At 70.4% G+C, this 24574-nt stretch carries 24 protein-coding genes; 20 read left to right on the forward strand and 4 right to left on the reverse strand.

Going from position 1 to position 24574, the window contains the following annotated elements:
- Positions 1 to 52: 52 nt before the first annotated feature.
- The 3 genes from ABZZ04_RS27590 to ABZZ04_RS27600 all read right to left on the reverse strand — a co-directional run bounded on the left by ABZZ04_RS27590 (position 53) and on the right by ABZZ04_RS27600 (position 2779).
- Complete coding sequence (locus ABZZ04_RS27590; protein WP_356934921.1) at positions 53 to 880, reverse strand: hypothetical protein; 828 nt, start codon at positions 878 to 880, stop codon at positions 53 to 55.
- Between the two features lie 209 nt (positions 881 to 1089).
- Complete coding sequence (locus ABZZ04_RS27595; protein ID WP_148832590.1) at positions 1090 to 1353, reverse strand: hypothetical protein; 264 nt, start codon at positions 1351 to 1353, stop codon at positions 1090 to 1092.
- A gap of 211 nt (positions 1354 to 1564) precedes the next feature.
- Entirely contained in the window at positions 1565 to 2779 is a 1215-nt protein-coding gene (locus ABZZ04_RS27600; RefSeq protein WP_356934922.1) for a helix-turn-helix domain-containing protein, read from the reverse strand.
- A gap of 1093 nt (positions 2780 to 3872) precedes the next feature.
- On the opposite strand from ABZZ04_RS27600, the gene ABZZ04_RS27605 reads away from it, so the two are divergent.
- The 19 genes from ABZZ04_RS27605 to ABZZ04_RS27695 all read left to right on the forward strand — a co-directional run bounded on the left by ABZZ04_RS27605 (position 3873) and on the right by ABZZ04_RS27695 (position 22351).
- The gene (locus ABZZ04_RS27605; protein WP_356934923.1) at positions 3873 to 4523 is read left to right on the forward strand and encodes a hypothetical protein; all 651 of its coding nucleotides are present in this window, start codon (positions 3873 to 3875) and stop codon (positions 4521 to 4523) included.
- Between the two features lie 96 nt (positions 4524 to 4619).
- Complete coding sequence (locus ABZZ04_RS27610; protein ID WP_356934924.1) at positions 4620 to 5282, forward strand: hypothetical protein; 663 nt, start codon at positions 4620 to 4622, stop codon at positions 5280 to 5282.
- Between the two features lie 74 nt (positions 5283 to 5356).
- Positions 5357 to 6823, forward strand: coding sequence for a DUF6801 domain-containing protein (locus ABZZ04_RS27615; RefSeq protein WP_356934925.1), 1467 nt, complete (start codon positions 5357 to 5359; stop codon positions 6821 to 6823).
- A gap of 46 nt (positions 6824 to 6869) precedes the next feature.
- Positions 6870 to 7829 (forward strand): hypothetical protein, encoded by a 960-nt coding sequence (locus tag ABZZ04_RS27620; protein ID WP_356934926.1) that lies wholly within the window; start codon positions 6870 to 6872, stop codon positions 7827 to 7829.
- 20 nt (positions 7830 to 7849) lie between these two features.
- Positions 7850 to 8410, forward strand: coding sequence for a hypothetical protein (locus ABZZ04_RS27625; protein WP_356934927.1), 561 nt, complete (start codon positions 7850 to 7852; stop codon positions 8408 to 8410).
- Between the two features lie 567 nt (positions 8411 to 8977).
- Positions 8978 to 9973 (forward strand): ATP-binding cassette domain-containing protein, encoded by a 996-nt coding sequence (locus tag ABZZ04_RS27630; RefSeq protein ID WP_356934928.1) that lies wholly within the window; start codon positions 8978 to 8980, stop codon positions 9971 to 9973.
- Positions 9970 to 10848, forward strand: coding sequence for an ABC transporter permease (locus tag ABZZ04_RS27635; RefSeq protein ID WP_356934929.1), 879 nt, complete (start codon positions 9970 to 9972; stop codon positions 10846 to 10848). The genes ABZZ04_RS27630 and ABZZ04_RS27635 overlap by 4 nt, the downstream gene beginning before the upstream one ends.
- A 3-nt stretch (positions 10849 to 10851) precedes the next feature.
- Positions 10852 to 11655 (forward strand): ABC transporter permease, encoded by an 804-nt coding sequence (locus ABZZ04_RS27640; protein ID WP_356934930.1) that lies wholly within the window; start codon positions 10852 to 10854, stop codon positions 11653 to 11655.
- Positions 11655 to 12968: an MCE family protein gene (locus tag ABZZ04_RS27645; RefSeq protein ID WP_356934931.1), complete on the forward strand. Its 1314-nt coding sequence runs from the start codon at positions 11655 to 11657 to the stop codon at positions 12966 to 12968. The genes ABZZ04_RS27640 and ABZZ04_RS27645 overlap by 1 nt, the downstream gene beginning before the upstream one ends.
- Complete coding sequence (locus ABZZ04_RS27650; RefSeq protein WP_356934932.1) at positions 12965 to 13996, forward strand: MCE family protein; 1032 nt, start codon at positions 12965 to 12967, stop codon at positions 13994 to 13996. Before ABZZ04_RS27645 ends, ABZZ04_RS27650 begins: the two co-directional genes overlap by 4 nt.
- Positions 13993 to 15012, forward strand: coding sequence for an MCE family protein (locus ABZZ04_RS27655; protein WP_356934933.1), 1020 nt, complete (start codon positions 13993 to 13995; stop codon positions 15010 to 15012). The genes ABZZ04_RS27650 and ABZZ04_RS27655 overlap by 4 nt, the downstream gene beginning before the upstream one ends.
- A 1-nt stretch (position 15013) precedes the next feature.
- Positions 15014 to 16126, forward strand: a complete 1113-nt coding sequence (locus ABZZ04_RS27660; RefSeq protein ID WP_356934934.1) for an MCE family protein — start codon at positions 15014 to 15016, stop codon at positions 16124 to 16126.
- A complete protein-coding gene (locus ABZZ04_RS27665; protein ID WP_356934935.1) occupies positions 16123 to 17259 on the forward strand; it encodes an MCE family protein in 1137 nt (378 codons plus the stop codon). The genes ABZZ04_RS27660 and ABZZ04_RS27665 overlap by 4 nt, the downstream gene beginning before the upstream one ends.
- Positions 17256 to 18518 carry an MlaD family protein gene (locus ABZZ04_RS27670; protein WP_356934936.1) on the forward strand — a complete coding sequence of 421 codons (1263 nt, stop codon included), beginning with the start codon at positions 17256 to 17258 and terminating at the stop codon, positions 18516 to 18518. Before ABZZ04_RS27665 ends, ABZZ04_RS27670 begins: the two co-directional genes overlap by 4 nt.
- Positions 18515 to 19036, forward strand: coding sequence for a hypothetical protein (locus tag ABZZ04_RS27675; protein ID WP_356934937.1), 522 nt, complete (start codon positions 18515 to 18517; stop codon positions 19034 to 19036). Before ABZZ04_RS27670 ends, ABZZ04_RS27675 begins: the two co-directional genes overlap by 4 nt.
- Positions 19033 to 19650: a hypothetical protein gene (locus ABZZ04_RS27680; protein ID WP_356934938.1), complete on the forward strand. Its 618-nt coding sequence runs from the start codon at positions 19033 to 19035 to the stop codon at positions 19648 to 19650. Before ABZZ04_RS27675 ends, ABZZ04_RS27680 begins: the two co-directional genes overlap by 4 nt.
- Positions 19651 to 19703: 53 nt before the next feature.
- Positions 19704 to 20234 carry a nuclear transport factor 2 family protein gene (locus ABZZ04_RS27685; RefSeq protein ID WP_356934939.1) on the forward strand — a complete coding sequence of 177 codons (531 nt, stop codon included), beginning with the start codon at positions 19704 to 19706 and terminating at the stop codon, positions 20232 to 20234.
- A gap of 70 nt (positions 20235 to 20304) precedes the next feature.
- Positions 20305 to 21105: a hypothetical protein gene (locus ABZZ04_RS27690; RefSeq protein ID WP_356934940.1), complete on the forward strand. Its 801-nt coding sequence runs from the start codon at positions 20305 to 20307 to the stop codon at positions 21103 to 21105.
- A 22-nt stretch (positions 21106 to 21127) separates the two neighbouring features.
- The gene (locus tag ABZZ04_RS27695; RefSeq protein WP_356934941.1) at positions 21128 to 22351 is read left to right on the forward strand and encodes a lytic murein transglycosylase; all 1224 of its coding nucleotides are present in this window, start codon (positions 21128 to 21130) and stop codon (positions 22349 to 22351) included.
- On the opposite strand, the gene ABZZ04_RS27700 is transcribed toward ABZZ04_RS27695, so the two are convergent.
- A complete protein-coding gene (locus ABZZ04_RS27700; protein WP_356934942.1) occupies positions 22340 to 23401 on the reverse strand; it encodes an ATP-dependent DNA ligase in 1062 nt (353 codons plus the stop codon). The two genes, ABZZ04_RS27695 and ABZZ04_RS27700, sit on opposite strands and share 12 nt — an antisense overlap.
- Before the next feature lie 97 nt (positions 23402 to 23498).
- On the opposite strand from ABZZ04_RS27700, the gene ligD reads away from it, so the two are divergent.
- A partial coding sequence (ligD, locus tag ABZZ04_RS27705; RefSeq protein WP_356934944.1) for a non-homologous end-joining DNA ligase occupies positions 23499 to 24574 on the forward strand: 1076 nt, incomplete at its 3' end.

Below are 24574 nucleotides of genomic sequence, written 5' to 3' on the forward strand. Positions count from 1 at the left end.
ACCTTCACACCGGCTGCCGCCCCCCGCATGTGGGGGACGGCCGGACGTGTCGTCAGCCCAGCAGGTCCCGCAGGGAATCCTTCATGCGTGCCACGAAGGCGTCCCGCACGGGCTGCGCCACCCGGTCCAGCGAGAGATACGGATTGAGGTCCTCCAACTCGACGAGCAGCAGCTCGCCCTGAGCGGTCCGGCAGGCGTCGACCCGCTGGATGCCGTGTTCGAGGGTGTTCCACTCCACGAACCCGCGGGCGAACTCCAGATCCGCCGTGCTCGGCCCGTACGGCTCCAGCACCCACCGCCGCTCCGGGTCCGGGGCGTACAGCGCGTACTGGAAGTCGTGGTCGACGAAGTAGAAGGACACCTCGTAGCGGAAGTCGATCCGGGGCTGGACGAGCACCGTGCCGTCCTCGTCCCCAGCCAACGTCGCCTCCCGCACGAACCGCAGACCGACCGAGTCCGCCCCCAGCTTCGGCTTGACCACGTACTGCGCCGCCCCGGGCAGCGACCCCAGATCGGCCGCCCGGTCCACCGTGGGGATCACCGGATGGCCGGCCCGGCTCAGATCGACCAGGTACTGCTTGCCCGCCATGTCCCCGCGGCCGTGCAACGGGTTGTAGACCCGGGCGCCCAGCTCCCGCGCCCGCGCGCGGAACGCGTCGTACGCCTCCTGGTAGTGCAGCACGGGACCGCTGTTGCGTATGACGGTCACGTCGAAACCGTCCAGCAGCGCGGCGGCGTCCCGGGGGTGGCAGAGCGCGACGTCGAAGTCCTCCCGCAGCCGTGACGTCAGATGGATGTCCTCGTCGCAGTAGCGGCGTCCGCGTGCCTCGTAGGCGAGGTCGGTGACGAAGAGGACGGAGGGTCGGGGTCCGGAGGTCATGTCGTTCTCCCGGGGCGTGTCGGTGACCGGATGATCAATGGCCGTGACGGCGCCGCCCGTTCCCGGCCCCGGAGCGCCGCGACGGCCGCCCCGTACGGGTCGACCGCGTTGCGGCACCGCACCTGACCGACATCCTCTCGCCCGCCCCCGCGGCCGGCGCCCGCGGGGCGTACCGGATCACGCGCCGGGCGGACGGCGGGGGCTCCCGGTCACCACGGGCTGCCGGGGAGCACCGGGAGCCGGGGGTGGTGGGCGGCGAGGATCTTGTTGGCCCGGGCCAGGTCGGAGAGCGCCTGCTCGCGGTCGGCCCGGTCCTCGGCGCAGAGCAGCGGACCGCGGAAGCGGCGCACCTCGCGCGCGGCGCAGTCGGCGTCGAACTCCGCCTGCAGGATGTGCGGCGGGATGCAGGACCCGATCAGCGCGGCGACCCGGTCCGGGATCGGCACGGGGACGAGGAGGTGCGAGGCGGTCATGAGGGGTTCCCTCTCGGAACGGCTGGCCAGGAGGTGGTGCGGGCGCGGCCGCCGGGTGGGCGGCCGACTCCTCCATGTGTACGGCACACAGTTCCGGGTTTCTCGCTGAGAACGTCTCCGTGTGGCAACCGTTTGAGAGTGACCGGCTATTTCGCTTTACTCACAAGTAAGTTGACTCTTGGTGAGTGACGTGATCCGGCTGAAAGTCGACTCAGAGCAGCGATTCGCCGCTCCGGTCCCGCAACCGGAGCGCGCGCAGGACGGCCTCGGTGGAGAACCGGCTCTCGGGATCGGTCAGCTGCTCGCCGAAGATCGACTCCAGATTGCGCATCCGGTAGCGGACCGTCTGGGGGTGGACGTCCAGCAGCTCGCCCATGTGGGCCGCGGTGCCCCGGGTGTCCAGCCAGATCCGCAGGGTCTCCACCAGCCGTTCCCGGCGGGTGGTGCTGATGTGGGAGATGGGGGCGAGTTCGCGCCGGGCGAGCTGGTCGACCAGGACCGGGTCGGAGAGCAGCCACAGGGTGATGAGGTGGTCCTCGCAGAGGATGACGGGCCCGTCGTCGATGACGTTGGTGTCGACGAGTTCGAGCACTCGCCGGGCCCAGCGGATCGAGTCCGAGGCCAGGGCGGTGGGCACGGTCAGGCCGATCGCGGCGTGGGTGCCGAGGAGCGCCTCGTCCAGCATGTGTCTTCGGGCGTCGTCGAACGCGCCCGGGATCAGTAAGTGCGGCTGGGGGTCGCTGAGATCGGCCAGGACGTCGCGGTCCGCCACGGCCCGGTCCAGGGCGGCGGGGGAGCGGACGGCGACCAGGGTGACCTCGTCGGGCAGGGTCCAGCCGGTCTGCTCGCACAGCTCCGCGATGGCGGTACGGGGTGCGGGGCGCCCGGCGAGGATCAGGTGCAGCAGGCGCCGGCGCATCGCCTCGGTCTGTTCGCCGTTCTGCGACTGCACCTCCAGGAAGCCCTCGCGGGAGAGGGATTCGAGCTCGTCGATGTAGGCGAAGAGGGCGTCGGCGAAGCTGAGCATGAGGGTCGGCGAGAAGTTGTGACTCCGGCCGACCTTCTTGGCCCGGCGCAGCGCGACCCGGGCCCCGAGGCGGTAGGCGCCCTGGAGCGTCTCCATGGTGCGGCCCTCGTACGCCTCGAAGCGCCCGAACCGGCGGCACATGTCGTCGCGCAGCGAGGTCGAGGTGGACGGCTCGGCGACCAGGTCCACGAAGGAGGAGAGGCTCTGCTCGACGCCGACCCGGATGGCCTGTCCGTTGGGGCCGTTGAGCAGCCGTGCGTATTCCGGGTAGGCCCGGGTGACCTCGACGCCTATCTCCTTGATGAGGCTCGGCAGTTCGGGCCGCATGATGGCGGCGAATTCCTGGGGGAGCGGCCCCAGCGGATCCCCCGTGTCCGACGGCTGTATGAGTTCTGGCATGACTGTCCCCTTGCTCTCCGGCGCCCGGTGGGGGGTCAGGCGGTGGGGAAAGCGCTCCCACGAACCGACAGGTGCGTACCAAGTTCGCGATGAAGATAGACCAAGTCAGCGGTTGTGCCCACCACTTGGGCAAGATCGAAGTGCAGGGGGCACGCATCGCGGGGCCGTTGGGGGTGCTTCGGTGCAGGTGAGGCGGGAGTGCTCACTTCCGGACAATGTTTTTCGGACTTCTGCTCTGCCGCGGACAAGAAAGTAACCGTAGGTAACCAAATCCCGGCAGGGGGATTGGTGGGATTTCGTGCGGGTGGTGCGCATTCTTCCGGGGAGGCGCTTCCGCGGTACGGTGTCCGCCGCACCGCATGCCGGTCCGCAGGGCGTCGAAGGTGCGGAAAGCGGTCTTGTGGAGATGCATTTTTCGGCTTCGGGAAATCGATGGGGGATTCACGGCGGAGTTTCTGAACCGGTCAGCCGGAATGGATAACTCATCAGCTTCTTTGTGGCCGGAGCCGATTGGTCCGGGCGTTCCCGGGCATCCGGACCCGGGTGTCCCCGGCCCGGCTCCGTACGGTTGCCGCGAGCGGTGCGGGCGCCGGCCGTGCCGGCGGACGGGCCTCCGGTGCGCCCCCGGACCCCGGGGTGCGGTCTCGTGACGCTCCGCGCAGTTCAGTGATGCGGCGGGTGCGGTGGGCCGGGTCGGCATTCGGCCGCGTCGCCAACGATCTTACTGATGAGTAGGAGGGTTGCCGGTGGTCCGTCCCGGCCTCGCCGACTGTGTCCGGGGTGAGTGTCCGGACCCCTCATGGGCATATGACACGGACGTAACTACTCACTTTCGTATAGGAAACCGTGGCGATCTGCTGAGTTCTCGCTAAGGCGGAATGCATTTGTCGAGAGGGGGCGGGAATTTCTGCGTCGGGTATTGCCGCGCTGGGCTACTGGCTCGTAACGTTCGATCCGCACGGAGTTCGATCACGCAGTCGAGTCCATCGACTTCTGCGTTCCACGATGTGAGCCGCCCTCGTAGCCGGCCATTCCCAGGCTCTGGTGCGAGGTAATCGGGTACGTCCAACTCCACTTCCCGGAGGTAAGTTCCGTGAGAAAGACCCTCAGCCGCGCCCTGTTCGCCACCACCGTCGCCGCCGCCGCGCTCGGCCTCGCCGCCACGTCGGCCTCGGCCACCGCCCTCGCGGGGTGGACCGTGTCCAACCCCACCGCGGGCGGCGGCTTCACCGCCGCGCTCAAGGCCGGTACGTCGGCGACCCTGGTCGACACCACCACCGGCCAGCAGGTGGACTGCTCGGTGTCCCCCGCCAGCGGCACCGCCCCGAGCGGTACGTATGCCTCCGGCGCGGGCCTCGCGAAGATCACCGGGGTCACCTGGGGCTCCGCGGCCAGCCCGTGCCCCGGACCGCTCGGCTCCAGCTTCACCGCATCGCTCGCTCCCGGTGCCGTCATCAGCATCGACGCCAGCAGCTACAGCGGGGGCATCTCCTCCGGCGTCCTGTCCGGAGTCAAGGTCAACCTGGTGGGTGACACCATCCTGGGCACCTGCAACGCCGTGATCAGCGGGACCGTGAGCAACGTGACGTACAACAACGCGACCGGCGAGCTCGCCATCAACACCGGCACCGGCCTGAAGGTCGACAGCGCCACGAACTGCGCGGGTCTGCTCAACGCGGGTGACTCGGCCACGTTCAAGGCGACGTACAAGGTCGCCAACCCGATCAGCATCACCTACGCGTGAGTCATTGATCGTGCATGAGGTCCCCCGCGCCGCTCCCGAACGGAGTCGGCGCGGGGGATCCGGTCGCAGCCGAACCCATCCGCAGTGAGGGCGTGCATGAGAATCATCCGGCGTTCCTTGTCGGCCGCCGCCGGAGTGGTGGCCGTTCTCGGTCTGTCCGTGACATCGGCGTCAGCGACGTCGGCGGACTCCTGGACCGTGAGCAACCCCCGCCCCGACGGGGCGTTCTCGGGCGTGCTCAAGGACGGGACCCGGGCCGCGGTCGAGGACGTCGACACCGGCCAGCAGCTGGTGTGCCACGGGCCGGAGACCCGTGTGCGGGGCTCCATGCCGAGCGGGGTGTATCCGGACGGTATGGACCTGGGCGCCGTCACGGCCTTCGCATGGGGCGACCCGGTCAGCGGTTCGTGCCATGGACCGCTGGGAACGACGTTCAGTGCCGAACTGGTTTCCACCGGAACGAAGTTCAGCGCCGAGAGCTACACCGAAGGGATCGTCGCGGGACGGCTGACGGGGGTGGTCCTGGCCTTCGCCGCCGATACGTGGACGGGGCACTGCACGATGAGGATCTCCGGCTCCTTGGACCGCGTCACGTACCGCAGTTCCACCGGCGAGCTGAGCATCACCGCCGGTGCGGGACTCACGATGAGCGATGTCTCCACGGACGGTTCGTGCATGGGTCTGCTGAACGAAGGCGACCGGGTGAAGTACTCGGCCACCTTCGTGCTGGACGAACCCCTCACCGTGAATTCCCCATGAGTCACCGGCCGCGAGGGGGTGCGAGCCCCTCCGCGGACGACCAGTCAGCTCCGAGACAACGGCAGGTTGCCGAGATGAGAATGAAGTCGATCCGCTCCCGGCGATGGGGCCAGGTCGGTGCCGTCGGCGGGATGGCCCTGTTGGCAGGGCTCATGCCGGGTACGGGCGTGGCCGGCGGGACCCATGTGGCGGAGACCCGGCTCGGGTACTCCTGCACGACGGCATCGGGCGAACACGGGGCGGACGTGACCGTCTCCGTGGAGCTGCCGGTGAGCTCCCCGGTGGGCGTCGCGGTCCAGCCGGAACAGGTGCGGATCGGCCTGGCGCTCGCGCCGGAACTGCTGGGCGAACTGCCCGAGGGCGAGTCCCCCGTCCTGTCCGGGGCGGCGAGCCTGCAGACGACGGTCACGCAGAACGGCGTGTCGACGGACGTGATGTGGCAGGCCCTGGAGATCCCGGAGTCGGCTGTCGTCGCGGACCGGGACACGGACGTCGAGGCGAGCGGGGCGGTACCCACCGTGACCCCCCGGTCCAGCGGCGCGATGGTCTTCGCGGCGGGCAAGCTGCAACTGGACCTGGTGGTCCGGCCGTCCGGCGGGGGGACGCCCGAGCCCGTCGTCGTCCCGGTGACCTGCACGGCCGACGCGGACCAGTCGGCGGAGCTCGGGACCGTGCGGGTGCCGGTGCCGTCCGACGGCACCGTGCCCGGCGCGCCGGACGGCCCGGACGCGGGCACCACGCCGCAGGAGGACGCCCGGAACGCGGACGCCGGTGTCGCGGCGGACACCAAGGAGGTCACGGCGCCGGAACTCCCCGGCTGCAAGATCCTCTACGGTCCGGTCACCGCGCCGCCCAGAGCGGCGCACGGCTACATGGCCGGCTACGCCAATGTGAACAAGCAGAAGGCCGCCACGAAATTCCAGGACCCGGCCCATCTGCTGCTCCAGCTCAACTCGATGCTCGCGGTCTACAGCTGCCCCACCGGCTCGCTGACCTGGGTCCACAGCGAAGGCACGATGGACTACCGGGGCAAGCCCCAGATGCCACCCGCCCGGTCGACCTTCCTGACCTTCGGGTTCATGCCTACGACGGCCACCGTCGAGATGACGCTCACCGGCCCGATCTACATCGACACGTTCAACGACGGGGCGCCGGACCCGGTGACCGGCCGCCGGAAGGAATCCACGACGGCGACGGCCCAGGTGAAGCTGCGGCTGTACGACGTGTCGGTGAACGGCACACCTCTCGACGTGGGGCCGAACTGCCGCACGGCCCGGTCGATGGAGCTCGCCCTCGTCGGCAAGGGCTCCACCGGTGCGGGGCCGGACGAGGGGTACACCGTCAAGTCCGGCGGGCCGCTCCTCGGGTCCGCCGACGTCCCCCCGTTCACCGGCTGCGGAGCGACCGAGGACCTGGACAACGTGTTCACCGCCGCGGTCTCCGGACCGGCGAACTACACCAAGATGATGCAGGGCCCGCTCTGCGTGGACGGCGCGCCGGCGCACTGCCCGGAGCCTCCGAGGCCCAAGCCCGAACGCTGAACGCGCACACCCCCTTACCTCTTCCTCCAGAAAGGCTGGACGATCAATGAGTGCTGCCCCGAAGCGAGTCAGACCCGCTCTTCTCGGCGCGCTGGTGGCGGTGGCCGTCGGCATTCCGCTGAGCACCTCGTCCGCGAGTGCCGCCTCCGCGCAAGGGATGAACGGCAACTGGGCCCCGTTCAGCCGCTGCCCGGTCGACGACCCGGCCATGCTGGCCGCCGACGGCGTGAACGACATCGCGATGTGCGTGTCCTCGCACTCCGAGAGCGGCTCCATCAAGCTCGGCAACACCGAGGCGACGACCGGCGCCAACGACCTCCAGTTCGGCATCATCCGCAACACGACGACCGGTGCCTCCAAGGTCGTGCCGGCCGCGGGCGGATCGATCGTGGGGGCTCCGACGGAGATCCCCGGCGGTCTCCTCGGACTGATGTGCCCGAGCGGCGTCCCGGTCGTCTCGGAGATCTGCAAGACGCTGACGGACAACAGCCTCAACCGGGTCGTCGCCACGGTGCAGTCGGTGGGCACACCCACGAACTTCGACCTGACGGCCGGCATGCAGAGCGGGAAGACGATCGTCGACATCCCGGTCCGCATCCACCTGGAGAACCCCTTCCTGGGCTCGAAGTGCTACATCGGCACCGCCTCCGACCCGATCGTGCTGAGCCCGCGCAACCTCACCCAGCCCGCCATCGGCAGCCGCCGCTTCGACGCCGACGGCACGGCGAACACCGGGGGCTTCCTCAACCGGATCGAGCTGACCGGCAACGCGCAGGGGGACGCGGCCTTCGCGGTGCCCGGCGTGAGCGGCTGCGGCCCGCTGACCCTCGGCGAGCTGAACTGGGCGGTCAACCTGAAGACGGGCCTGCCGTCGGCCTCCGGCAAGAACAGCCTGACGCTCAACAACGCCGCCACTTACACGGCGGGCCTGGCACTGCCGGGAGCGTCGGCCCCCGATGCCGGCCGGCTGCTGGCGGAGAGCTGGCACACGGGAGTGGCGAAGTAGCCGGGCCGGGAGGAGATCCGATGGGACTTCTGTCCGGACGGACCATGTGTGTGGCCGCGGCGGCCGCCGCGGTGGTGGCAGCGGCCGTGCCCGCGGCCTCCGCCTCGCCGGTCCCGGCCACCGGGGCCTGGACGGCGACGCTCGTACCCGGAACACGGGCCGACTTCATCGACACCACCACCGCCCAGGAGATCTCCTGCGGCCGGAGCACCGCCACGAGCACGGCCGACGGCGCCGTCGGAACGGTGACCTGGGGGGAGTGCGTGGGGGCACTGGGCTCCGCCGCCGAGATCGAGCAGGCCGGTCCCATGACGTTCCACCCGGCGAGCTCGTCCGGTGGTGTGATCAGCGGGAGCATCTCGGGCTTCAAGGTGCGGTTCAGCATGGAAACGCTGTTGGGCATCTGCACGGGCTCGATCACCGGGACGATCAGCAACGTCGTATTCAACACCACGACCAATGAGGCCACGGTGAATGGCGGGGCGGGCCTCGTCGTCTCGAGCGCCGACAATTGCGCCGGAATTCTCAACGCCGGAGACCCGGTCCAGTACTCGGCCGCCTATGGGGTCGAGTTCGCCTGAGGACCGTACCGTTCCTCCGATGTCCGCCCCGTCCGGCTGGTACTGCCGGGCGGGGCGGACGTGCGCGGTGGGTCCCACGGGTTCTTCGCGCCGGGGACCGGAACGACTCACTTCTCGACAAGTGAATGAAATCGAATACTCACCCGGCAACAAAAACCGCGAGAACGCCGGTCATTGTGCAAAAAGTTGAGCAACTGCTATTGCGGAGGCAGGTTACCGAGCCGTAGCGTCCCGGTTGAGCAGCGGGGAAAGGTGTCCTCGGCTGCTCGTTCGGTACCTCGGGGGCCCCGGTGGATCCGGCCCCGCCGACCGCCGGAATCCGGCCTTCCGGCCGGAAAGCTTGCGCATGTTTCGACAAAGCCGCCGTACGGCTTTGTCACTTGTTGACAAGTGACCCGTACTGCATCTCAGATTCGTCGATTTCCGCTGCTCAACGGCTTGTCCTGGCGGTTTCGACAGACATAGCGTGTGCGCCTCCTGGTGCATGTGTGACGAGCCGCCATTGGATTTACCGGAGCCGGAGCGCTGACAGATGACTTCGTTCACAGAAACTTCGAAGGAGGGCCGATGGGAATCGAAGTAGTCGTCGAGGGCCTGACGAAGTCCTTCGGCAAGCAGAACATCTGGCAGGACGTCACCCTCACGCTGCCCGCCGGCGAGGTGAGTGTGATGCTCGGGCCTTCCGGCACCGGGAAGACCGTCTTCCTGAAATCCATCATCGGTCTGCTGAAGCCGGAGCAGGGGCGCGTCCTCATCAACGGCGTCGACATGGTGAACAGTCCGGAACGCGAGATCATGGAGACCCGGAAACTCTTCGGGCTCATGTTCCAGGACGGTGCGCTCTTCGGATCGATGTCGCTCTTCGACAACATCGCCTTCCCGCTGCGCGAGCACACCCGCAAGAAGGAATCGGAGATCCGCCGGATCGTCATGGAGCGCATCGACATCGTCGGGCTCCTCGGCGCCGAGGACAAACTGCCGGGCGAGATATCCGGCGGCATGCGCAAGCGGGCCGGCCTGGCCCGCGCCCTCGTCCTGGACCCGCAGATCATCCTCTGCGACGAACCGGACTCCGGACTCGACCCGGTCCGCACCGCGTACATCTCCCAGCTGCTCATCGACCTCAACGCGCAGATCGACGCGACGATGCTCATCGTCACCCACAACCTCGACATCGCGGCCACCGTCCCGGACAACATGGGCATGCTGTTCCGCCGCAACCTGGTCACCTTCGGACCGCGCGAGGTACTGCTCACCAGCGACATGCCCGTCGTCTCCCAGTTCCTCGCCGGACGCCGCGAGGGCCCCATCGGGATGGCCGAGGAGAAGGACGCCGCCACCCTCGCCGCCGAGGAGATCAACGGCTACGGGGTCGGCATCAGCTCCGCCAACGCGCCGCGCACCGTCGTGCCGCAGCTGGAGCCGTCCCCCGGCCTGCCCGTGCGACAGGCCGCCCTGCGCCGCCGGGAACGGGTCCTGTCGATGATGGGCCAGCTGCCCGAGGCCGCCCGTACCGCCATCATGAAGAGCTACGCCCCGGCCGCGGGCGGTGGGAACCCGTGACGGCCCCCATGCCGGTACTGCCCCCCGAACCGCCCCCGTCCGGCTCCGACGGCACGGACGGCGCGGGCGGACGGAAGACGGGCAAGCAACCGGGGCAGAAGCAACCGACCCGGCTGCTCGCCCCGCTGCGCGAGACCGGGAAGCTGTTCGCCCTCGCCGCGACCGTGAGCCGGGAGATGTTCCGAAGGCCCTTCCAGTTCAGGGAGTTCGTCGAACAGTTCTGGTTCGTCGCCAGCGTCACCATCCTGCCCGCGGCGCTCGTCTCCATCCCGTTCGGCGCGGTCATCGCCCTCCAGGTCGGCTCGCTGACCCAGCAGCTCGGCGCCCAGTCCTTCACCGGCGGCGCCAGCGTCCTCGCCGTGATCCAGCAGGCCAGCCCGATCATCGTGGCGCTGCTGATCTCCGGCGCGGCGGGCTCGGCCATCTGCGCCGACCTCGGGTCCCGGAAGATCCGCGAGGAACTCGACGCGATGGAGGTCATGGGCGTCTCGCCCATCCAGCGCCTGGTCGTCCCGCGCGTCCTGGCCACCATGCTGGTGGCCGTCCTGCTGAACGGCCTGGTCTCGGTCGTCGGCACGCTCGGCGGCTACTTCTTCAACGTGATCCTCCAGCACGGCACCCCCGGCGCCTACCTGGCCAGCTTCTCCGCCCTCGCCCAGCTCCCCGACCTGTACATCAGCGAGATCAAGGCGCTCATCTTCGGCTTCATCGCGGGCATCGTCGCCGCCTACCGCGGACTCAACCCGCGCGGCGGCCCCAAGGGCGTCGGCGACGCGGTCAACCAGTCCGTCGTCATCACCTTCATGCTGCTGTTCTTCGTGAACACGGTCCTCACGACGATCTACCTCCAGATCGTCCCCGCGAAGGGGAGCTGACCGATGTCGATGCTCAGCTGGCTCGATCGATCGGGTGAACAACTCACCTTCTACGTCCGGGCGCTGATCTGGATACCGCGCACCCTGCGCCGCTATCTGCGCGAGGTCCAGCGGCTGCTGGCCGAAGTGGCCTTCGGCAGCGGCGGCCTCGGGGTCATCGGCGGCACCATCGGCGTGATGGTCGCGATGACCCTCTTCACCGGCACCGTCGTCGGCCTCCAGGGATACGCGGCCCTCAACCAGATCGGCACCTCCGCCTTCACCGGCTTCATCTCCGCCTACTTCAACACCCGCGAGATCGCCCCGCTGGTGGCCGGCCTCGCACTCTCCGCGACCGTGGGCGCCGGCTTCACCGCCCAGCTCGGCGCCATGCGGATCAACGAGGAGGTCGACGCCCTGGAGTCGATGGGCGTGCGGTCCATGCCGTACCTCGTCTCCACCCGGATCATCGCCGGGGTCGTCGCGATCATCCCGCTGTACGCGATCGGGCTGCTCTCCTCGTACCTCGCCTCCCGTTCCATCACGATCCTGTTCAACGGACAGTCCGCGGGCACGTACGACCACTACTTCAATCTCTTCCTCTCCCCGGACGACGTGCTGCTGTCCGTGCTCAAGGTGCTGATCTTCAGCGTCATGGTGATCCTCGCCCACTGCTACTACGGCTTCCACGCCACGGGCGGGCCCGCCGGGGTGGGGGTGGCGGTCGGCCGCTCGGTGCGCAACGCCATCGTGCTCATCAGCGTCACCGACTTCTTCCTCTCCCTCGCCATCTGGGGCGCCACGACGACGGTGAAGGTGGCAGGCTGATGAATTCCCGACGCGCGCAGACCGCCCGCCACCGGCTCGCCGGAGTCGCCTTCCTCCTCGTGCCCGCCGTACTCGTATGGGTCTCGGTCTCGGTGTACCGGAAGGACTTCACCGACGACGCCACCGTGACCGTACGCACCGGCAGTGTCGGCAACGAGATGCACCAGAACGCCGACGTGAAGCTGCGCGGCGTCGTCGTCGGACAGGTCCGCGGCATCGCGGCCGACGGCGACGGAGCCCGGCTCACCCTCGCCATCGACCCCGACGAGATGGACCGGATACCGGCCGACGTCACCGCCCAGATGCTGCCCACCACGCTCTTCGGCGAACGGTTCGTGGCACTCGTGCCGCCCGCCGCACCGTCCGCGCGGACACTGCGGGCCGGGGCCGTCATCCCGCAGGACCGCTCGAAGAACGCCATCGAGCTGGAGGAGGTCCTCGACAACGTCCTGCCGCTGCTGACCGCAGTGAAGCCGGAGAAACTCGCCTCCACCCTCGGCGCGGTGTCCCAGGCCCTGGAAGGACGCGGCGAGAAACTCGGCGACACCCTCGTCAGGCTCGACGCCCACCTGGCGAAGTTCAACCCCCAACTGCCCACGCTCAACGCCGACATCAAGGAACTCGTCAAGGTGAGCAAGGTGTACGGGGACGCCGCCCCCGACATCCTCGACGCGCTCACCGACTTCACCACCACCAGCGGCACCGTCGCCGAACAGCAGGCACAGCTCGCCGACCTGTACGGGGCCACCACCGCCTCCGCGCAGGACATCACCTCCTTCCTCCGGGAGAACAAGGACAACCTGATCCGGCTCTCCGCCACCAGCAGGCCGACCCTGGAACTCCTCGCCCGGTACTCGGACGAATTCCCCTGCACCCTGCGGACCATGGCCGGGTTCGTCCCCGCCATGGACAAGGCGCTCGGCAAGGGCACCGACCAGCCCGGACTCCACGTCTCGGTCCAGCCCGTGAAGTCCAAGGGCAAGTACGTGCCGGGCCGGGACACCCCGGTCTACGACGCCACCGGCGGACCGCACTGCTACTCCGTGCCGTACGTCGGCAGGACCGTACCGACCGCGGACGCCCGTACGGCACCGGCCGCCTCGCAGGAGAGCGCCGCACGCGGCGGCGAGGCGGACCGGACCGCACGGCCCGACCGGGGCCCCGCCCTCGGCATGCCCAACTCCCCGCAGGAGAGCCGGCTCGTGAACGAGCTGGTCGCCCCCTCACTGAAAGTCCAGCCGCAGACCCTGCCCGACTGGAGCAGCGTGCTCATCGGTCCGGCCTTCCGCGGTGCGGAGGTGAAGCTCAAGTGAAGCGCCGTTCCCTCGCCGGGCCGCTGACGAAGTCGATCGTCTTCATCCTGGTGACCGTGCTCGCCACCACCGTGCTGGCGCTGTCCATCGCCAACACCGGAGTGGGCGAGACCACCCGGTACAAGGCCCGGTTCACCGACGCCACCGGACTGATCGTCGGCGACAGCGTCCGGATCGCCGGGGTCAAGGTCGGGCAGGTCGAATCCATCGAGGTGGCCGACAAGAGGCTCGCCGAGGTCGGCTTCGCCGTCCGCAAGGGACGCAAGCTCCCCGCCTCGGTCACCGCGTCGATCAAGTACCTCAACATGGTCGGCCAGCGGTACGTCGACCTCGACCAGGGCGCCGGACCGGTCGGCGAGAGCTTCGCCGCCGGAGCGACCATCCCGGTCTCCCGCACCACCCCGGCACTCGACCTCACCCAGCTCTTCAACGGCTTCCAGCCGCTGTTCGAAGGACTCTCCCCGCCGGACGTCAACCAGCTGGCCGGCTCCATCGTCCAGGTGCTCCAGGGCGAGGGCGGCACCGTCGACAGCATCCTCTCCCACGTCGGCTCGCTGACCGGCACGATCGCCGCCAAGGACAAGGTCATCGGAGAGGTGATCAAGAACCTCAACACGGTCCTGAAGACCGTCAACGACCGCGAGGACGGCTTCAACGACCTCGTCGTCACCCTGCAGAAACTCGTCACCGGCTTCTCCGGCGACCGCAAACCGCTGGGCGAGGCGGTCACCGCCATGGGCGCGCTCACCACCGTCACCGCGGACCTCTTCGAGGACGGCCGCAAGCCGCTGAAGAAGGACATCGAGGAACTCGGCCGGCTCTCCGACCAGTTGGTCGAGGGCACCCCGCAGATCGAGAACTTCCTGAAGAAGACCCCGGCCAAGATGACGGCGATCAGCCGGCTCGCCTCGTACGGCTCGTGGCTCAACCTCTATCTCTGCGAGGCCAGGGTCGGCGGAGTGACGACCGAGGACGGCAGCGCCCCGCCCACCGGCATCGCGATCACACAGCCGAGGTGCCTGGCATGAGAATCAAACCCGTACGGGAACGCAACCCCGTCGCCGTCGCCGTGGTGGGACTGGTCGTCCTCGCCCTCGTCGGGCTGGGCGCCTACCGCGCCGACTCGCTGCCCTTCCTCGGCGGCGGCACCACCTACAGCGCCGACTTCACCGAGTCCGCCGGACTGGAGGAGGGCGACGAGGTGCGGGTCGCCGGCGTGAAGGTCGGCGAGGTCACCGGCGTGTCGCTGGACGGTTCCAAGGTGAAGGTCGGCTTCCGGGTCGAGGACGCCTGGATCGGCAACGCCTCCACCGTCGGCATCGCCATCAAGACGCTGCTGGGCGAGAAGTACCTCGCCGTCGACCCGCTGGGCGACGCCCCGCAGGACCCGGACGAACGCATCACGGCGAGCCGCACCACCTCCCCGTACGACGTCACCCAGGCGTTCAACGGGCTCGGCGAGACCATCGAGGAGATCGACACCGACCAGCTCGCCAAGAGCTTCGAGACGATCTCCGCCACCTTCAAGGACTCCCCGCCGGACGTGAAGAGCGCAGCCGAGGGCCTCTCCGCCCTCTCGAAGACGGTCTCCGAACGCGACGCCCAGCTCGCCACCCTCCTCAAGGGCAGCAAGCAGCTCACCAAGACCCTCGCCAACAAGAAGAGCAGCTTCGAGACCCTGCTGGAGGACGGCAACCTGCTCCTCGGCGAGATCCAGGCCCGCCGCGACTCCATCCACCTGCTGCTCACCGGCACCCGGAACCTCGGCACCCAGATCACCGGCCTGGTCAAGGACAACGACAAGCAGCTGAAGCCGACCCTGGACTCGCTCGGCCGGGTCACCTCGGTCCTGGTGAAGAACCGCAAGAGCCTCGACAAGGTGCTCTCGCTCGCCGGTTCGTACAACCGGCTCGTCGGCAACACCCTCGGCAGCGGCCGCTGGTTCGACAACTACGTCTGCGGACTCGTCCCGAAGGACTACCTGCCCGCCGGCACACCCCCGGCGACCGGATGCATGCCACCCAAGCAGCGAGGCGGCCGCTGACATGAAGATGAAGCGCATCGTCGGCATGGGCGCCGGACTCGTCGTGGTGGCCGTCGCGGTCACCGGCGGGGTGATGGCCATGGACGACGAGGGAACGACGACCATCACCGCCTACTTCGACCAGGCCACCGGCGTGTACGCCGGATCGGACCTGCGGATCCTCGGCGTCCGGGTCGGCCGGGTCGAATCGGTCACGCCCCGGGGGGAGGAGGTCGAGGTCACCCTGCGGGTCGACAAGGGCGTCAAGGTCCCCAAGGGGGCGCACGCCGTGGTCGTCGCCCCCAGCCTCGTCGCCGACCGCTACGTCCAGCTCGCCCCCGCCTACGACGGGGGACCGCTGATCGAGGACGACGCGGTGCTGCCGGCCGCGAAGAACGCCACCCCCGTCGAGGTGGACCAGCTGTACGACTCCATCACGAAGCTCTCCAAGGCCCTCGGCCCGGAAGGGGCCAACGCGAACGGGGAGCTCTCCGGACTCCTCGACACCGGGGCCAAGAACCTCGACGGCAACGGAAAGGCCATCGGGGAATCCATCGAGCAGTTCGGCAAGGCCACCAAGACCCTCGACAAGAGCAGCGGGAACCTCTTCGACACGCTCTCCTACCTGCAGACCTTCACCACCATGCTGAAGGAGAACGACGGCAATGTGCGCGCCGCCGAACAGCAGCTCAACACGGTCACCGGATTCCTCGCCGACGACAAGGAGAACCTCGGCGCGGCACTGAAGGAACTGGGCACCGCGCTGGGGCAGGTCAAGGGCTTCATCCAGAAGAACCGCGGCGCCCTGAAGGCGAACGTGGAAGCACTGGTACCGATCACCCAGACCCTGGTCGACCAGCGCGCCTCGCTCGCCGAGTCGCTCGACACGCTGCCGCTCGCCGCGGACAACGTCCTCAACGCCTACGACCCGGCACACCGCACGCTCAACGGCCGCACCAACCTCAACGAACTCTCCATGGGCGGGCCGCTCACCGGGGCCGCCGCACTCGCCGGCCTCACCCCGGTGGACACCGCCCGCCGCAAGGCGCTGCCCGCCCTGCCGCTCCCGGCCGTCGGCACCGTCTACGGCACCCCGGCGGACAACGCCACGGACAAGAAGGGGGCGAACCGATGAGCCGTGTCCTGCGCAGACCCGGAGCCCGCACGACCGGCATCGCCGCGCTGCTGGCCGTGGGCGTCGGGCTGACCCTGGTCGTCACCGGCTCCGGCCTGCCCTCGTTCACCGGCCTCGACCAGGTGCCGCTGCCCGGCGGTGCCGACCTCGGCGACCACCCCTACGAGGTCACCGCGGAATTCGCGGACGTCCTCAGCCTCGCCCCGCAGGCGTCGGTGAAGGTCAACGACGTCGCCGTCGGCCGCGTCACCAAGGTCTCCCTCGGCTCGGGCAGCTGGAACGCCAAGGTCACCATGCGCGTCAACGGCGAGGTCGACCTGCCCGCCAACGCCTACGCCCATCTGGAACAGTCCAGCCTCCTGGGGGAGAAGTACATCCAGCTCGCCGCCCCCGCGCGCGGCACCGCACAGGGCAGGCTCGCCGACGGGGACCGCATCCCGCTGACCCGGACCAACCGGAACCCCGAGGTCGAGGAGGTCTTCGGCGCCCTGTCGATGCTCCTCAACGGCGGCGGCGTCAACCAGCTCAAGACCATCACCACCGAGCTGAACAAGGCACTCGCCGGACGCGAACCCCAGGTCCGCTCCATGCTCGGCCGGGTCGACACCCTCGTCACCAACCTGGAGGAGCACAAGGGGGACATCACCGACGCGCTCGACGGGGTGAACCGGCTCTCCGCCACCCTCGCCACCCGCAAACGGGACGTCGGCACGGTCCTCACCGGACTCACCCCCGGCATGAAGGTCCTGGAGAAGCAGCGCGGCTCGCTCCTCACCATGCTGCGCTCGCTCGACACGCTCTCCGGCGTCGCCGTCGACACGATCAACAAGAGCAAGGCCGACATGGTCGCCGACCTCAAGGCCATCGCCCCGACCCTCAAGGCGCTCGCCGACTCCGGCCAGGACCTGCCCGACTCCCTCCAGGTGCTGTTCACCTACCCGTTCACGGACGAGGTGCTGCGCGGGGTGAAGGGCGACTACCTCAACGTCTACCTGGATGTGACGGCCATGCCCGGCACGCAGATCATCCCGTCGCTCGTACCCCCGGCCGCTCCGCAGATCGGGACCGGCACGGCACTGCCACTGCCCCTCCCCGCGGTACGGACGGCGGAAACGAAGGGGAGCAGCCGATGATCACCCTCTCCATCCGGCTCAAGAACATCTCCTTCCTCGTCATCGCGGTGCTCGTGCTCGGCTTCCTCGGAATCCGGTACGCCGACCTCGGGCACTACGTCGGCCTGCGCAGCTACTACACCGTCAAGGTCCAGCTCCCGCGCACCGGAGGGCTGTACACCCACTCCAACGTCACCTACCGGGGCGTCTCGGTGGGCCGGGTCGGACCGATCGAGCTGACCGACGAGGGGATCGAGGCCGAACTGCGCATCGAGAAGGACGCCCCGAAGATCCCGGACGGCCTCAAGGCCACCGTCGCCAGCCTCTCCGCGGTCGGCGAGCAGTACATCGACCTGCGGCCCACCCGGTCCGAGGGCCCCTACCTGGCGAACGGCTCCATCATCGACCAGGCCGACACCGCCGTCCCCGCCCCCGTCACCGACGTGCTCACCAGCGTCGACGAGCTGGCGGGCTCCGTGAACCTGGAGTCCCTGCGCACCGTCGTCGACGAGTTCGGCACCGCGTTCGAGGGCCGCGGCGACGACCTCCAGGTCCTGCTGGACACCGGGAGCGACTTCGTCCGGGCGGCCGACGACGCCCTGCCGACCAACACCCGGCTGATGGCCGACGCCCGCACGGTGCTGCGCACCCAGGCCGAACAGGGCGAGGCGCTCAAGGGCTTCGCCTCCGGCGCCAAGGAACTCGCCGCGCAGCTCAAGGGCTCCGACACCGACCTGCGCAAACTGATCGCCGCCGCCCCCGGCGCCGCGGGGCAGATGAGCGGACTGCTGCGGGACATCGACCCGGCCTTCGGCGTCGTCGTCGCCAACCTCCTCACCACCTCCGAGGTGGCCGTCACCCGCCAGCGCGGCATGGAGGAACTCCTGGTGCGACTGCCCGCCGTGGCCGCCGCCGGGTCCAGCGCGATCGACGGGGACGGAGCCCGGTTCGGCATGTCGGTCACCTTCTTCGAACCGCTGCCCTGCACCGCCGGATACGGGGGCACCACCTACCGCAACGGCCTGGACACCACGCCCGGACCGGCCGTCAACACCAAGGCCCGCTGCACCTCGTCGCCCGGCACCGGCATCAACGTGCGCGGCAGTGCGAACGCGCCGAGGGGCGGACCCGTGCCCGAGCCCGCCCGGCCCGGCTCGATGCTCCTGGGGAACGGCACGGCGAACCGGCTGCCGGGAGCGCTCGGTGTCGCACCGGACCCCGCACCGGCCACCGACGGCATGGCCGGACTGCTCGGACTCGGACGGGGGAGCGGCGAATGACCTCGCGCACGAAGACCCTGGGCGGCTGGGCGGTGCTGCTCGTCGCCGCGCTGCTCTGCGGCCTCGGCGGCTGGTCGTACGCACGGGCCCGCGGCGACGACGACCTGGCGTACGCGAAGAGCCGGGACACCGCACTGGCCGAGGGGAAGAGCCGCCTCGCCCTGCTGAACAGCCTCGACGGCAAGGACGCCGGGAGCGTGGACGCCGGCCTCGGGGACTGGCTCGACTCCTCGACCGGACCGCTCCACGACCAGCTGGCACGCACCCGGAGCAAGGACGCCGAGGCACTGGCCGAGGCGGGCGCCACCGCCCGCGGGAAGGTCACCGACGCGGCACTCACCGCGCTCGACGAACGCACCGGCACCGCGGAGATGATCGCGACCGTCGACGTCGAGGTCACCCCGCGCACCGGGAAGGGCGGCACCGAACGCAAACGCTTCGAGGCCACGCTCGCCCGGACCCCGGACGGCTGGAAGATCAAGGCGCTCACGGCGATCACGGCCGGGGGCGGCGCATGAGGGAACGGGGAGGTACGGCGGTCGTGAGCACGGACGTGGACACACCGGACACCGAGGAGCTCGCGGAACCCGGCACGGACGCCCGGGAGGACCCGCCCGGACAGCCCGAACCCGGACGGCGGTGGCCGCGCGCGGTGGCGGCCGTCCTGACGGCCGCGCTGCTCGTGACGGGCGGCGCGCTCTTCGTCGAGGGCGGACAACTGCGCGACACCCCGGCCACGTCGAACCACGCGCTGACCGACAGAGAGGCGACCACCCGGGTCGCGGGCGACGTCAGCAACGCGCTGGGCAAGGTCTTCTCGTACAGCCCGCAGGCCACCGCCGTCACCAAGGAGTCGGCGAGGAAACTCCTGGCAGGCAAGGCGCTCCAGCAGTACGCGGCGCTGTTCGGGCAGGTCGAGAAGCAGGCCGCCGACCAGAAGCTCACGCTCACCACCCATGTCGTGCGCGCCGGGGTGACCCGGCTGACGGACGACAGCGCCCACCTGCTCGTCTTCCTCGACCAGGTCTACGAGCGCGAGGGCAGGCGGGCCACCACGGCGGCGGCACAGCTGTCGGTCACGGCCCGGCTGCGGGACGGCCAGTGGACCGTCGTCGAGATCACCGCCAGATGAAAGAGCCGCACGCGCGCGACTCGGCACGCAGGGGCCGGCAGGGAGAGGGAACGATGGCACGGATACGGACGACGGGGAACCCGCTGGTGGCGGCGGCGATCGCGCTGGCGGTCGCGGCCGCCGGCGCGGCGGTCTGGGGCGGGGTGTCCCGGTACGAGGCCGCGCACGACGAGTCGGCGGCGTACGCGCAGGCCCGCGACGACGCGCTGGCCGCGGGCGAGCAGGCCGTGCAGAACATGAACACGCTCGACCACCGCAGGCTGGAGCAGGGCCTCGACAGCTGGGCCGACTCCACCACCGGTGACCTGCACCGGCAACTCGTCGACGGGCGGGACGCGTTCGTGAAGCAGATCAAGGAGGCGAAGACGGTCAGCACCGCCCAGATCCTGTCCGGGGCGGTCACCGAACTCGACGACCGGGCGGGCAGGGCCGGGGTCATGGTGGCGCTGCGGGTCACCGTGACCGCGCCCAAGGGCAAGCCCGCGGTGAAGGAGAGCCGGATGATCGGACAGCTCACCCGGACCGCCGAGGGGTGGAAGCTCAGCGCCCTCGGCCAGGCGCCCGTCGGCAACACGGCGGGCTGAGAGCCCGGTCGAAGGCCCCGACGGCTCCGACGCCACCGACTCCCACCCCGCCACCGAGAGGACCCCGCACATGTCGACGACCCGTCATCTCGTCAACCGCCGGCGCCGACTGGCCACCGTCGCCGCGGAACGCGCCGCCACCGCCACCATCGCCCCGCCGCTCGGACCGGAGGACCCGGCCCCGTCCGGGGACGAGTCCGCGCGGACCCCGGGCGGGCCGGACACCACCACCGACGAGGCCACGGACACCGCCGACGACGAGCGGACGACGGAGGAGAAGGGGGAGACCCCGGACGGAGAGGAGCCGAAGGGGGAGAAGCCGGGGGGAGAGAAGCCGGGGCGCGGGCGGATGCCCCGGCTCCGCATCCGGCTCCCCGCCGTTCTCGGCGTCCTCACCGTGCTCCTGGGGGCCTACGCCGCCTGGGCGTTCGCCTCGGCCGGCGACCTGCGCAACGACCCGGCCCGGCAGAACACCGCCCTCACCGACATCGGCCGCACCAGCGAGGTGAAGGGCCAGATCTCCGAGGCCGTCGGCGCGGTGTTCTCGTACGACTACGCCTCGCCCGCCAAGTCCGACCGGGCGGTGAAGAGCCATCTGACCGGCAGGGCGGTGGAGCAGCACCGGGACATGCTCGCCCAGGTACGCGCCCAGGGACAGAAGCAGAAGCTGGTGCTGACCACGACCGTCACCGACAGCGGGGTGGAGCGCCTGAACGGCGACCGGGCCCGGCTGCTGATCTACGCCGACCAGAGCAACACCCGTACCGGCAAGGCGGAGGAGACGACCTACGCGGCGGCCATGTTCGCCGTGGACGCCGTCCGGCGCGGCGGCACCTGGCGGATCTCCGCCATCGACACGTTCACCCGGTGACCCGGGGGAGAGGGGAGCACGCATGAGGTTCAACGGCACGATGCGCCGCGGACTCGGCGGCACGGCGGCCGCCGTCGCGGCGATGGCCGCGCTCACCGCGTCCCAGGCCCCGTCACCGGCCGGCCACGAACCGACCGCGAAGGAGAGCCGGGAGGCCGACGAGGTCAAGTGGTCGCAGGTTCCCAACGACGACTCGTACCACACCGAGCTGCCCCCGCTGCAGTCGCCCGAGCCGCCGAAGGCCGGGGAGAAGCGGAACCCGGACGCCGTCCGCTCGTGGACCGAGGCGGGCATCCCGGCCACCGTCCTCGCCGCCTACCGCAAGGCGGAGGGCGCGCTCGGACGGACCGACCCGGGATGCCGCCTGCCCTGGCAACTGCTCGCGGCGATCGGCAAGGTCGAGTCCGGCCAGGCGGGCGGGGGACGGGTCGACGCCCACGGCACGACGACCACCCCGATCCTCGGCCCGGTGCTCGACGGCGCCGGATTCGCCCGCATCCGGGACACCGACGGCGGCGCGTACGACGGCGACCGGACCTACGACCGGGCGGTCGGCCCGATGCAGTTCATCCCCTCCACCTGGGCGCACTGGGGCAAGGACGGCAACGGTGACGGCCGCCGCGACCCCAACAACATCTACGACGCCGCCCTCGCCGCCGGGCACTACCTGTGCGCCGGACCCCGCGACCTGTCGGTCAAGGCCGACCTGGACCGGGCGATCCTCAGCTACAACCACTCGGACACCTATCTGCGCACCGTGCTGTCCTGGCTGGAGTTCTACCGCAAGGGCGTCCACACGGTGGCCGACGGCAAGGGCACCGTCCCGAAGAGCCCCGGCGCGGGCGGCCCCAACAAGCCGAAGCACCCGGTCGGGGGCCCCGGCACTGGCGGCGGCATCGTCGTGGGCCCGCAGCCCGGCGGATCGCCCGGCCCGTCCCCGTCCCCGACCACCGGCCCGAACCCCTCCGGATCGCCCACCGGCTCCCCGGACCCGACCGGTTCCCCCGACCCCACCGGGCCGGGCACCCCGTCGCCCGACCCGACGGACAGCGGACCGGCCTCGCCCGACCCCGGCACGAGCCCCGACCCCAGCCCCACGGATTCCGCCCCCGGCTGCCCCACCGACTCGCCGAGCCCGAGCCCGGACCCGGCCGACCCGTCCGGCGGGACCGAGGAGCCGTCGCCCGACCCGGGAACGAGCGAGGACCCGTGCGCCACCCCGTCCGGGACGCCGTCAGCCGGCTGAGAACACCTCGGCCAGGTCGTACCGCACCACCTCCTCCAGCTGCGCGTACGTGCAGCCGGCGGGGGCGCGGTCCGGCCGCCACCGGCGGAACCGGGCGGTGTGCCGGAACCGGTCGCCCTCCATGTGGTCGTACGCCACCTCGCAGACCCGCTCCGGGCGCAGCGCCACCCATGACTGGTCCTTCTTCCCGGACCAGCGGTTCCGCGCCCCGGGCAGCCGGGCGTCCTCGTGCGCCCGCTCGTCGGCCCAGGCCGCCCACGGGTGGTCCGGGAAACCGACGCGCAGCGGCTCCAACTCGGCCACCAGCTCCTCGCGGCGCCGCATCGGGAAGGCCGCACAGACCCCGACGTGCTGCAGCACCCCCTCGGAGTCGTACAGGCCCAGCAGCAGCGAGCCGACGACCGGACCGCTCCTGTGGAAGCGGTACCCCGCCACCACGCAGTCGGCGGTCCGCTCGTGCTTGACCTTGTACATCGCCCGGACGTCGGGCCGGTACGGCAGGTCGAGCGGCTTGGCCACCACACCGTCGAGCCCCGCGCCCTCGTACCGCTCGAACCACTGCCGGGCGACCGCCGGGTCCGTGGTCGCCGGTGCGAGGTGCACCGGGGGCGCGGCACCGGCCAGGGCCTCCTCCAGGACTGTGCGGCGGCCGGACTGCGGGGTGGCGAGCAGCGAGTCGTCCCCCAGCGCCAGGACGTCGAAGACGACCAGGTCGGCCGGGGTCCGCTCGGCGAGCAGCCGCACCCGGGAGGCGGCGGGGTGCAGACGCTCACCGAGCCGGTCGAAGTCCAGCCGCCCCTCGTGCACGATCACGATCTCGCCGTCGACCACGCAGCGCGACGGCAGATTCTCCCGGACGGCGGCGACCAGCTCGGGGAAGTAGCGGGTGAGCGGCTTGCCGGTGCGGCTGCCGATCACCACCTCGTCGCCGTCCCGGTGCACGATCGCACGGAAGCCGTCCCACTTGGCCTCGTACTGCATGCCCGGCGGGATGTCCTTCACGGACTTGGCGAGCATCGGTTTCACGGGAGGCATCACCGGAAGGTCCATGGTCGGATTCTCACCCGTGGAACCGCACAATTCCTCCGATGTGCGACACGACGGGGCCCGGCCTACCGTGACCGTCATGGGCGCAGCGGCGAAAGCGGTGGAGCTGGAGGTCGACGGACGGGCCGTACGGCTCTCCCACCCGGACAAGGTCTACTTTCCGCAGAAGGGCTACACGAAGCGGGACGTGGCCGAGTACTTCCTGGCCGTGGGCCCCGGCATCACCCGTGCCCTGCGCGACCGGCCGACGACCCTCCAGCGCTTCGTGGACGGCGTCGACGGCGAGTCCTTCTACCAGAAACGGGCCCCGAAGAACCTCCCCGACTGGATCCCCACCGCCAGGATCGCCTTTCCGAGCGGCCGCACCGCCGACGAGATCAGCCCCACCGGGCTCGCCGCCGTCATCTGGGCGGCCAACCTCGGCACGCTCACCTTCCACCCCTGGCCGGTCCGCGCCGCCGACACCGACCACCCGGACGAACTGCGCATCGACCTCGACCCGCAGCCGGGGACGGACTACACCGACGCCGTGCGGGCCGCCCACGAACTTCGGTCCGTGCTCGACGACCACGGGCTGCGCGGCTGGCCCAAGACCTCCGGGGGCCGGGGCATCCACGTCCTCGTCCCCATCGAGCCGCGCTGGACCTTCACCGAGGTCCGGCGCGCCACCATCGCCGCCGGACGCGAACTGGAACGCCGGATGCCGGACCGGGTGACCACCGCCTGGTGGAAGGAGGAGCGCGGCGAACGGATCTTCGTCGACTTCAACCAGGCCGCCCGTGACCGCACGATCGCCTCCGCCTACTCCGTGCGCGCCCGCCCCCACGCCCCGGTCTCCGCCCCGCTGCGCTGGGCGGAGCTCGACGACGCCGAGCCGCGCGACTTCGACATCCGGACCATGCCCGCGCGCTGCGCCGAGGCGGGCGACGTGCACGCGGACCTGGACGACCACGCCTTCCGGCTCGACGGGCTGCTGGAACTGGCGGACCGGGACGAACGGGAGCGCGGGCTCGGCGATCTGCCGTACCCGCCCGACCACCCGAAGATGCCGGGCGAACCGAAGCGGGTCCGGCCGAGCCGGGCCCGGCGCGAGGGGAGCGACGAGGACGGCAGGGGGAAAACGAGAGGCCCCAGAACTCAGTCTTCGACGGTCGGCCCGTCCGCGCCCGTTCCAGG

It is taken from the genome of Streptomyces sp. NPDC006435 (genome assembly GCF_040612315.1).
Classification (GTDB): domain Bacteria; phylum Actinomycetota; class Actinomycetes; order Streptomycetales; family Streptomycetaceae; genus Streptomyces.

Coding starts and splice junctions, on each gene's coding strand:
- ABZZ04_RS27590 (WP_356934921.1), bottom strand. CDS start 880: ATGACCTCCGGACCCCGACCCTCCGTCCTCTTCGTCACCGACCTCGCC.
- ABZZ04_RS27595 (WP_148832590.1), bottom strand. CDS start 1,353: ATGACCGCCTCGCACCTCCTCGTCCCCGTGCCGATCCCGGACCGGGTC.
- ABZZ04_RS27600 (WP_356934922.1), bottom strand. CDS start 2,779: ATGCCAGAACTCATACAGCCGTCGGACACGGGGGATCCGCTGGGGCCG.
- ABZZ04_RS27610 (WP_356934924.1), top strand. CDS start 4,620: ATGAGAATCATCCGGCGTTCCTTGTCGGCCGCCGCCGGAGTGGTGGCC.
- ABZZ04_RS27615 (WP_356934925.1), top strand. CDS start 5,357: ATGAGAATGAAGTCGATCCGCTCCCGGCGATGGGGCCAGGTCGGTGCC.
- ABZZ04_RS27620 (WP_356934926.1), top strand. CDS start 6,870: ATGAGTGCTGCCCCGAAGCGAGTCAGACCCGCTCTTCTCGGCGCGCTG.
- ABZZ04_RS27625 (WP_356934927.1), top strand. CDS start 7,850: ATGGGACTTCTGTCCGGACGGACCATGTGTGTGGCCGCGGCGGCCGCC.
- ABZZ04_RS27630 (WP_356934928.1), top strand. CDS start 8,978: ATGGGAATCGAAGTAGTCGTCGAGGGCCTGACGAAGTCCTTCGGCAAG.
- ABZZ04_RS27640 (WP_356934930.1), top strand. CDS start 10,852: ATGTCGATGCTCAGCTGGCTCGATCGATCGGGTGAACAACTCACCTTC.
- ABZZ04_RS27645 (WP_356934931.1), top strand. CDS start 11,655: ATGAATTCCCGACGCGCGCAGACCGCCCGCCACCGGCTCGCCGGAGTC.
- ABZZ04_RS27655 (WP_356934933.1), top strand. CDS start 13,993: ATGAGAATCAAACCCGTACGGGAACGCAACCCCGTCGCCGTCGCCGTG.
- ABZZ04_RS27660 (WP_356934934.1), top strand. CDS start 15,014: ATGAAGATGAAGCGCATCGTCGGCATGGGCGCCGGACTCGTCGTGGTG.
- ABZZ04_RS27665 (WP_356934935.1), top strand. CDS start 16,123: ATGAGCCGTGTCCTGCGCAGACCCGGAGCCCGCACGACCGGCATCGCC.
- ABZZ04_RS27670 (WP_356934936.1), top strand. CDS start 17,256: ATGATCACCCTCTCCATCCGGCTCAAGAACATCTCCTTCCTCGTCATC.
- ABZZ04_RS27675 (WP_356934937.1), top strand. CDS start 18,515: ATGACCTCGCGCACGAAGACCCTGGGCGGCTGGGCGGTGCTGCTCGTC.
- ABZZ04_RS27680 (WP_356934938.1), top strand. CDS start 19,033: ATGAGGGAACGGGGAGGTACGGCGGTCGTGAGCACGGACGTGGACACA.
- ABZZ04_RS27685 (WP_356934939.1), top strand. CDS start 19,704: ATGGCACGGATACGGACGACGGGGAACCCGCTGGTGGCGGCGGCGATC.
- ABZZ04_RS27690 (WP_356934940.1), top strand. CDS start 20,305: ATGTCGACGACCCGTCATCTCGTCAACCGCCGGCGCCGACTGGCCACC.
- ABZZ04_RS27695 (WP_356934941.1), top strand. CDS start 21,128: ATGAGGTTCAACGGCACGATGCGCCGCGGACTCGGCGGCACGGCGGCC.
- ABZZ04_RS27700 (WP_356934942.1), bottom strand. CDS start 23,401: ATGGACCTTCCGGTGATGCCTCCCGTGAAACCGATGCTCGCCAAGTCC.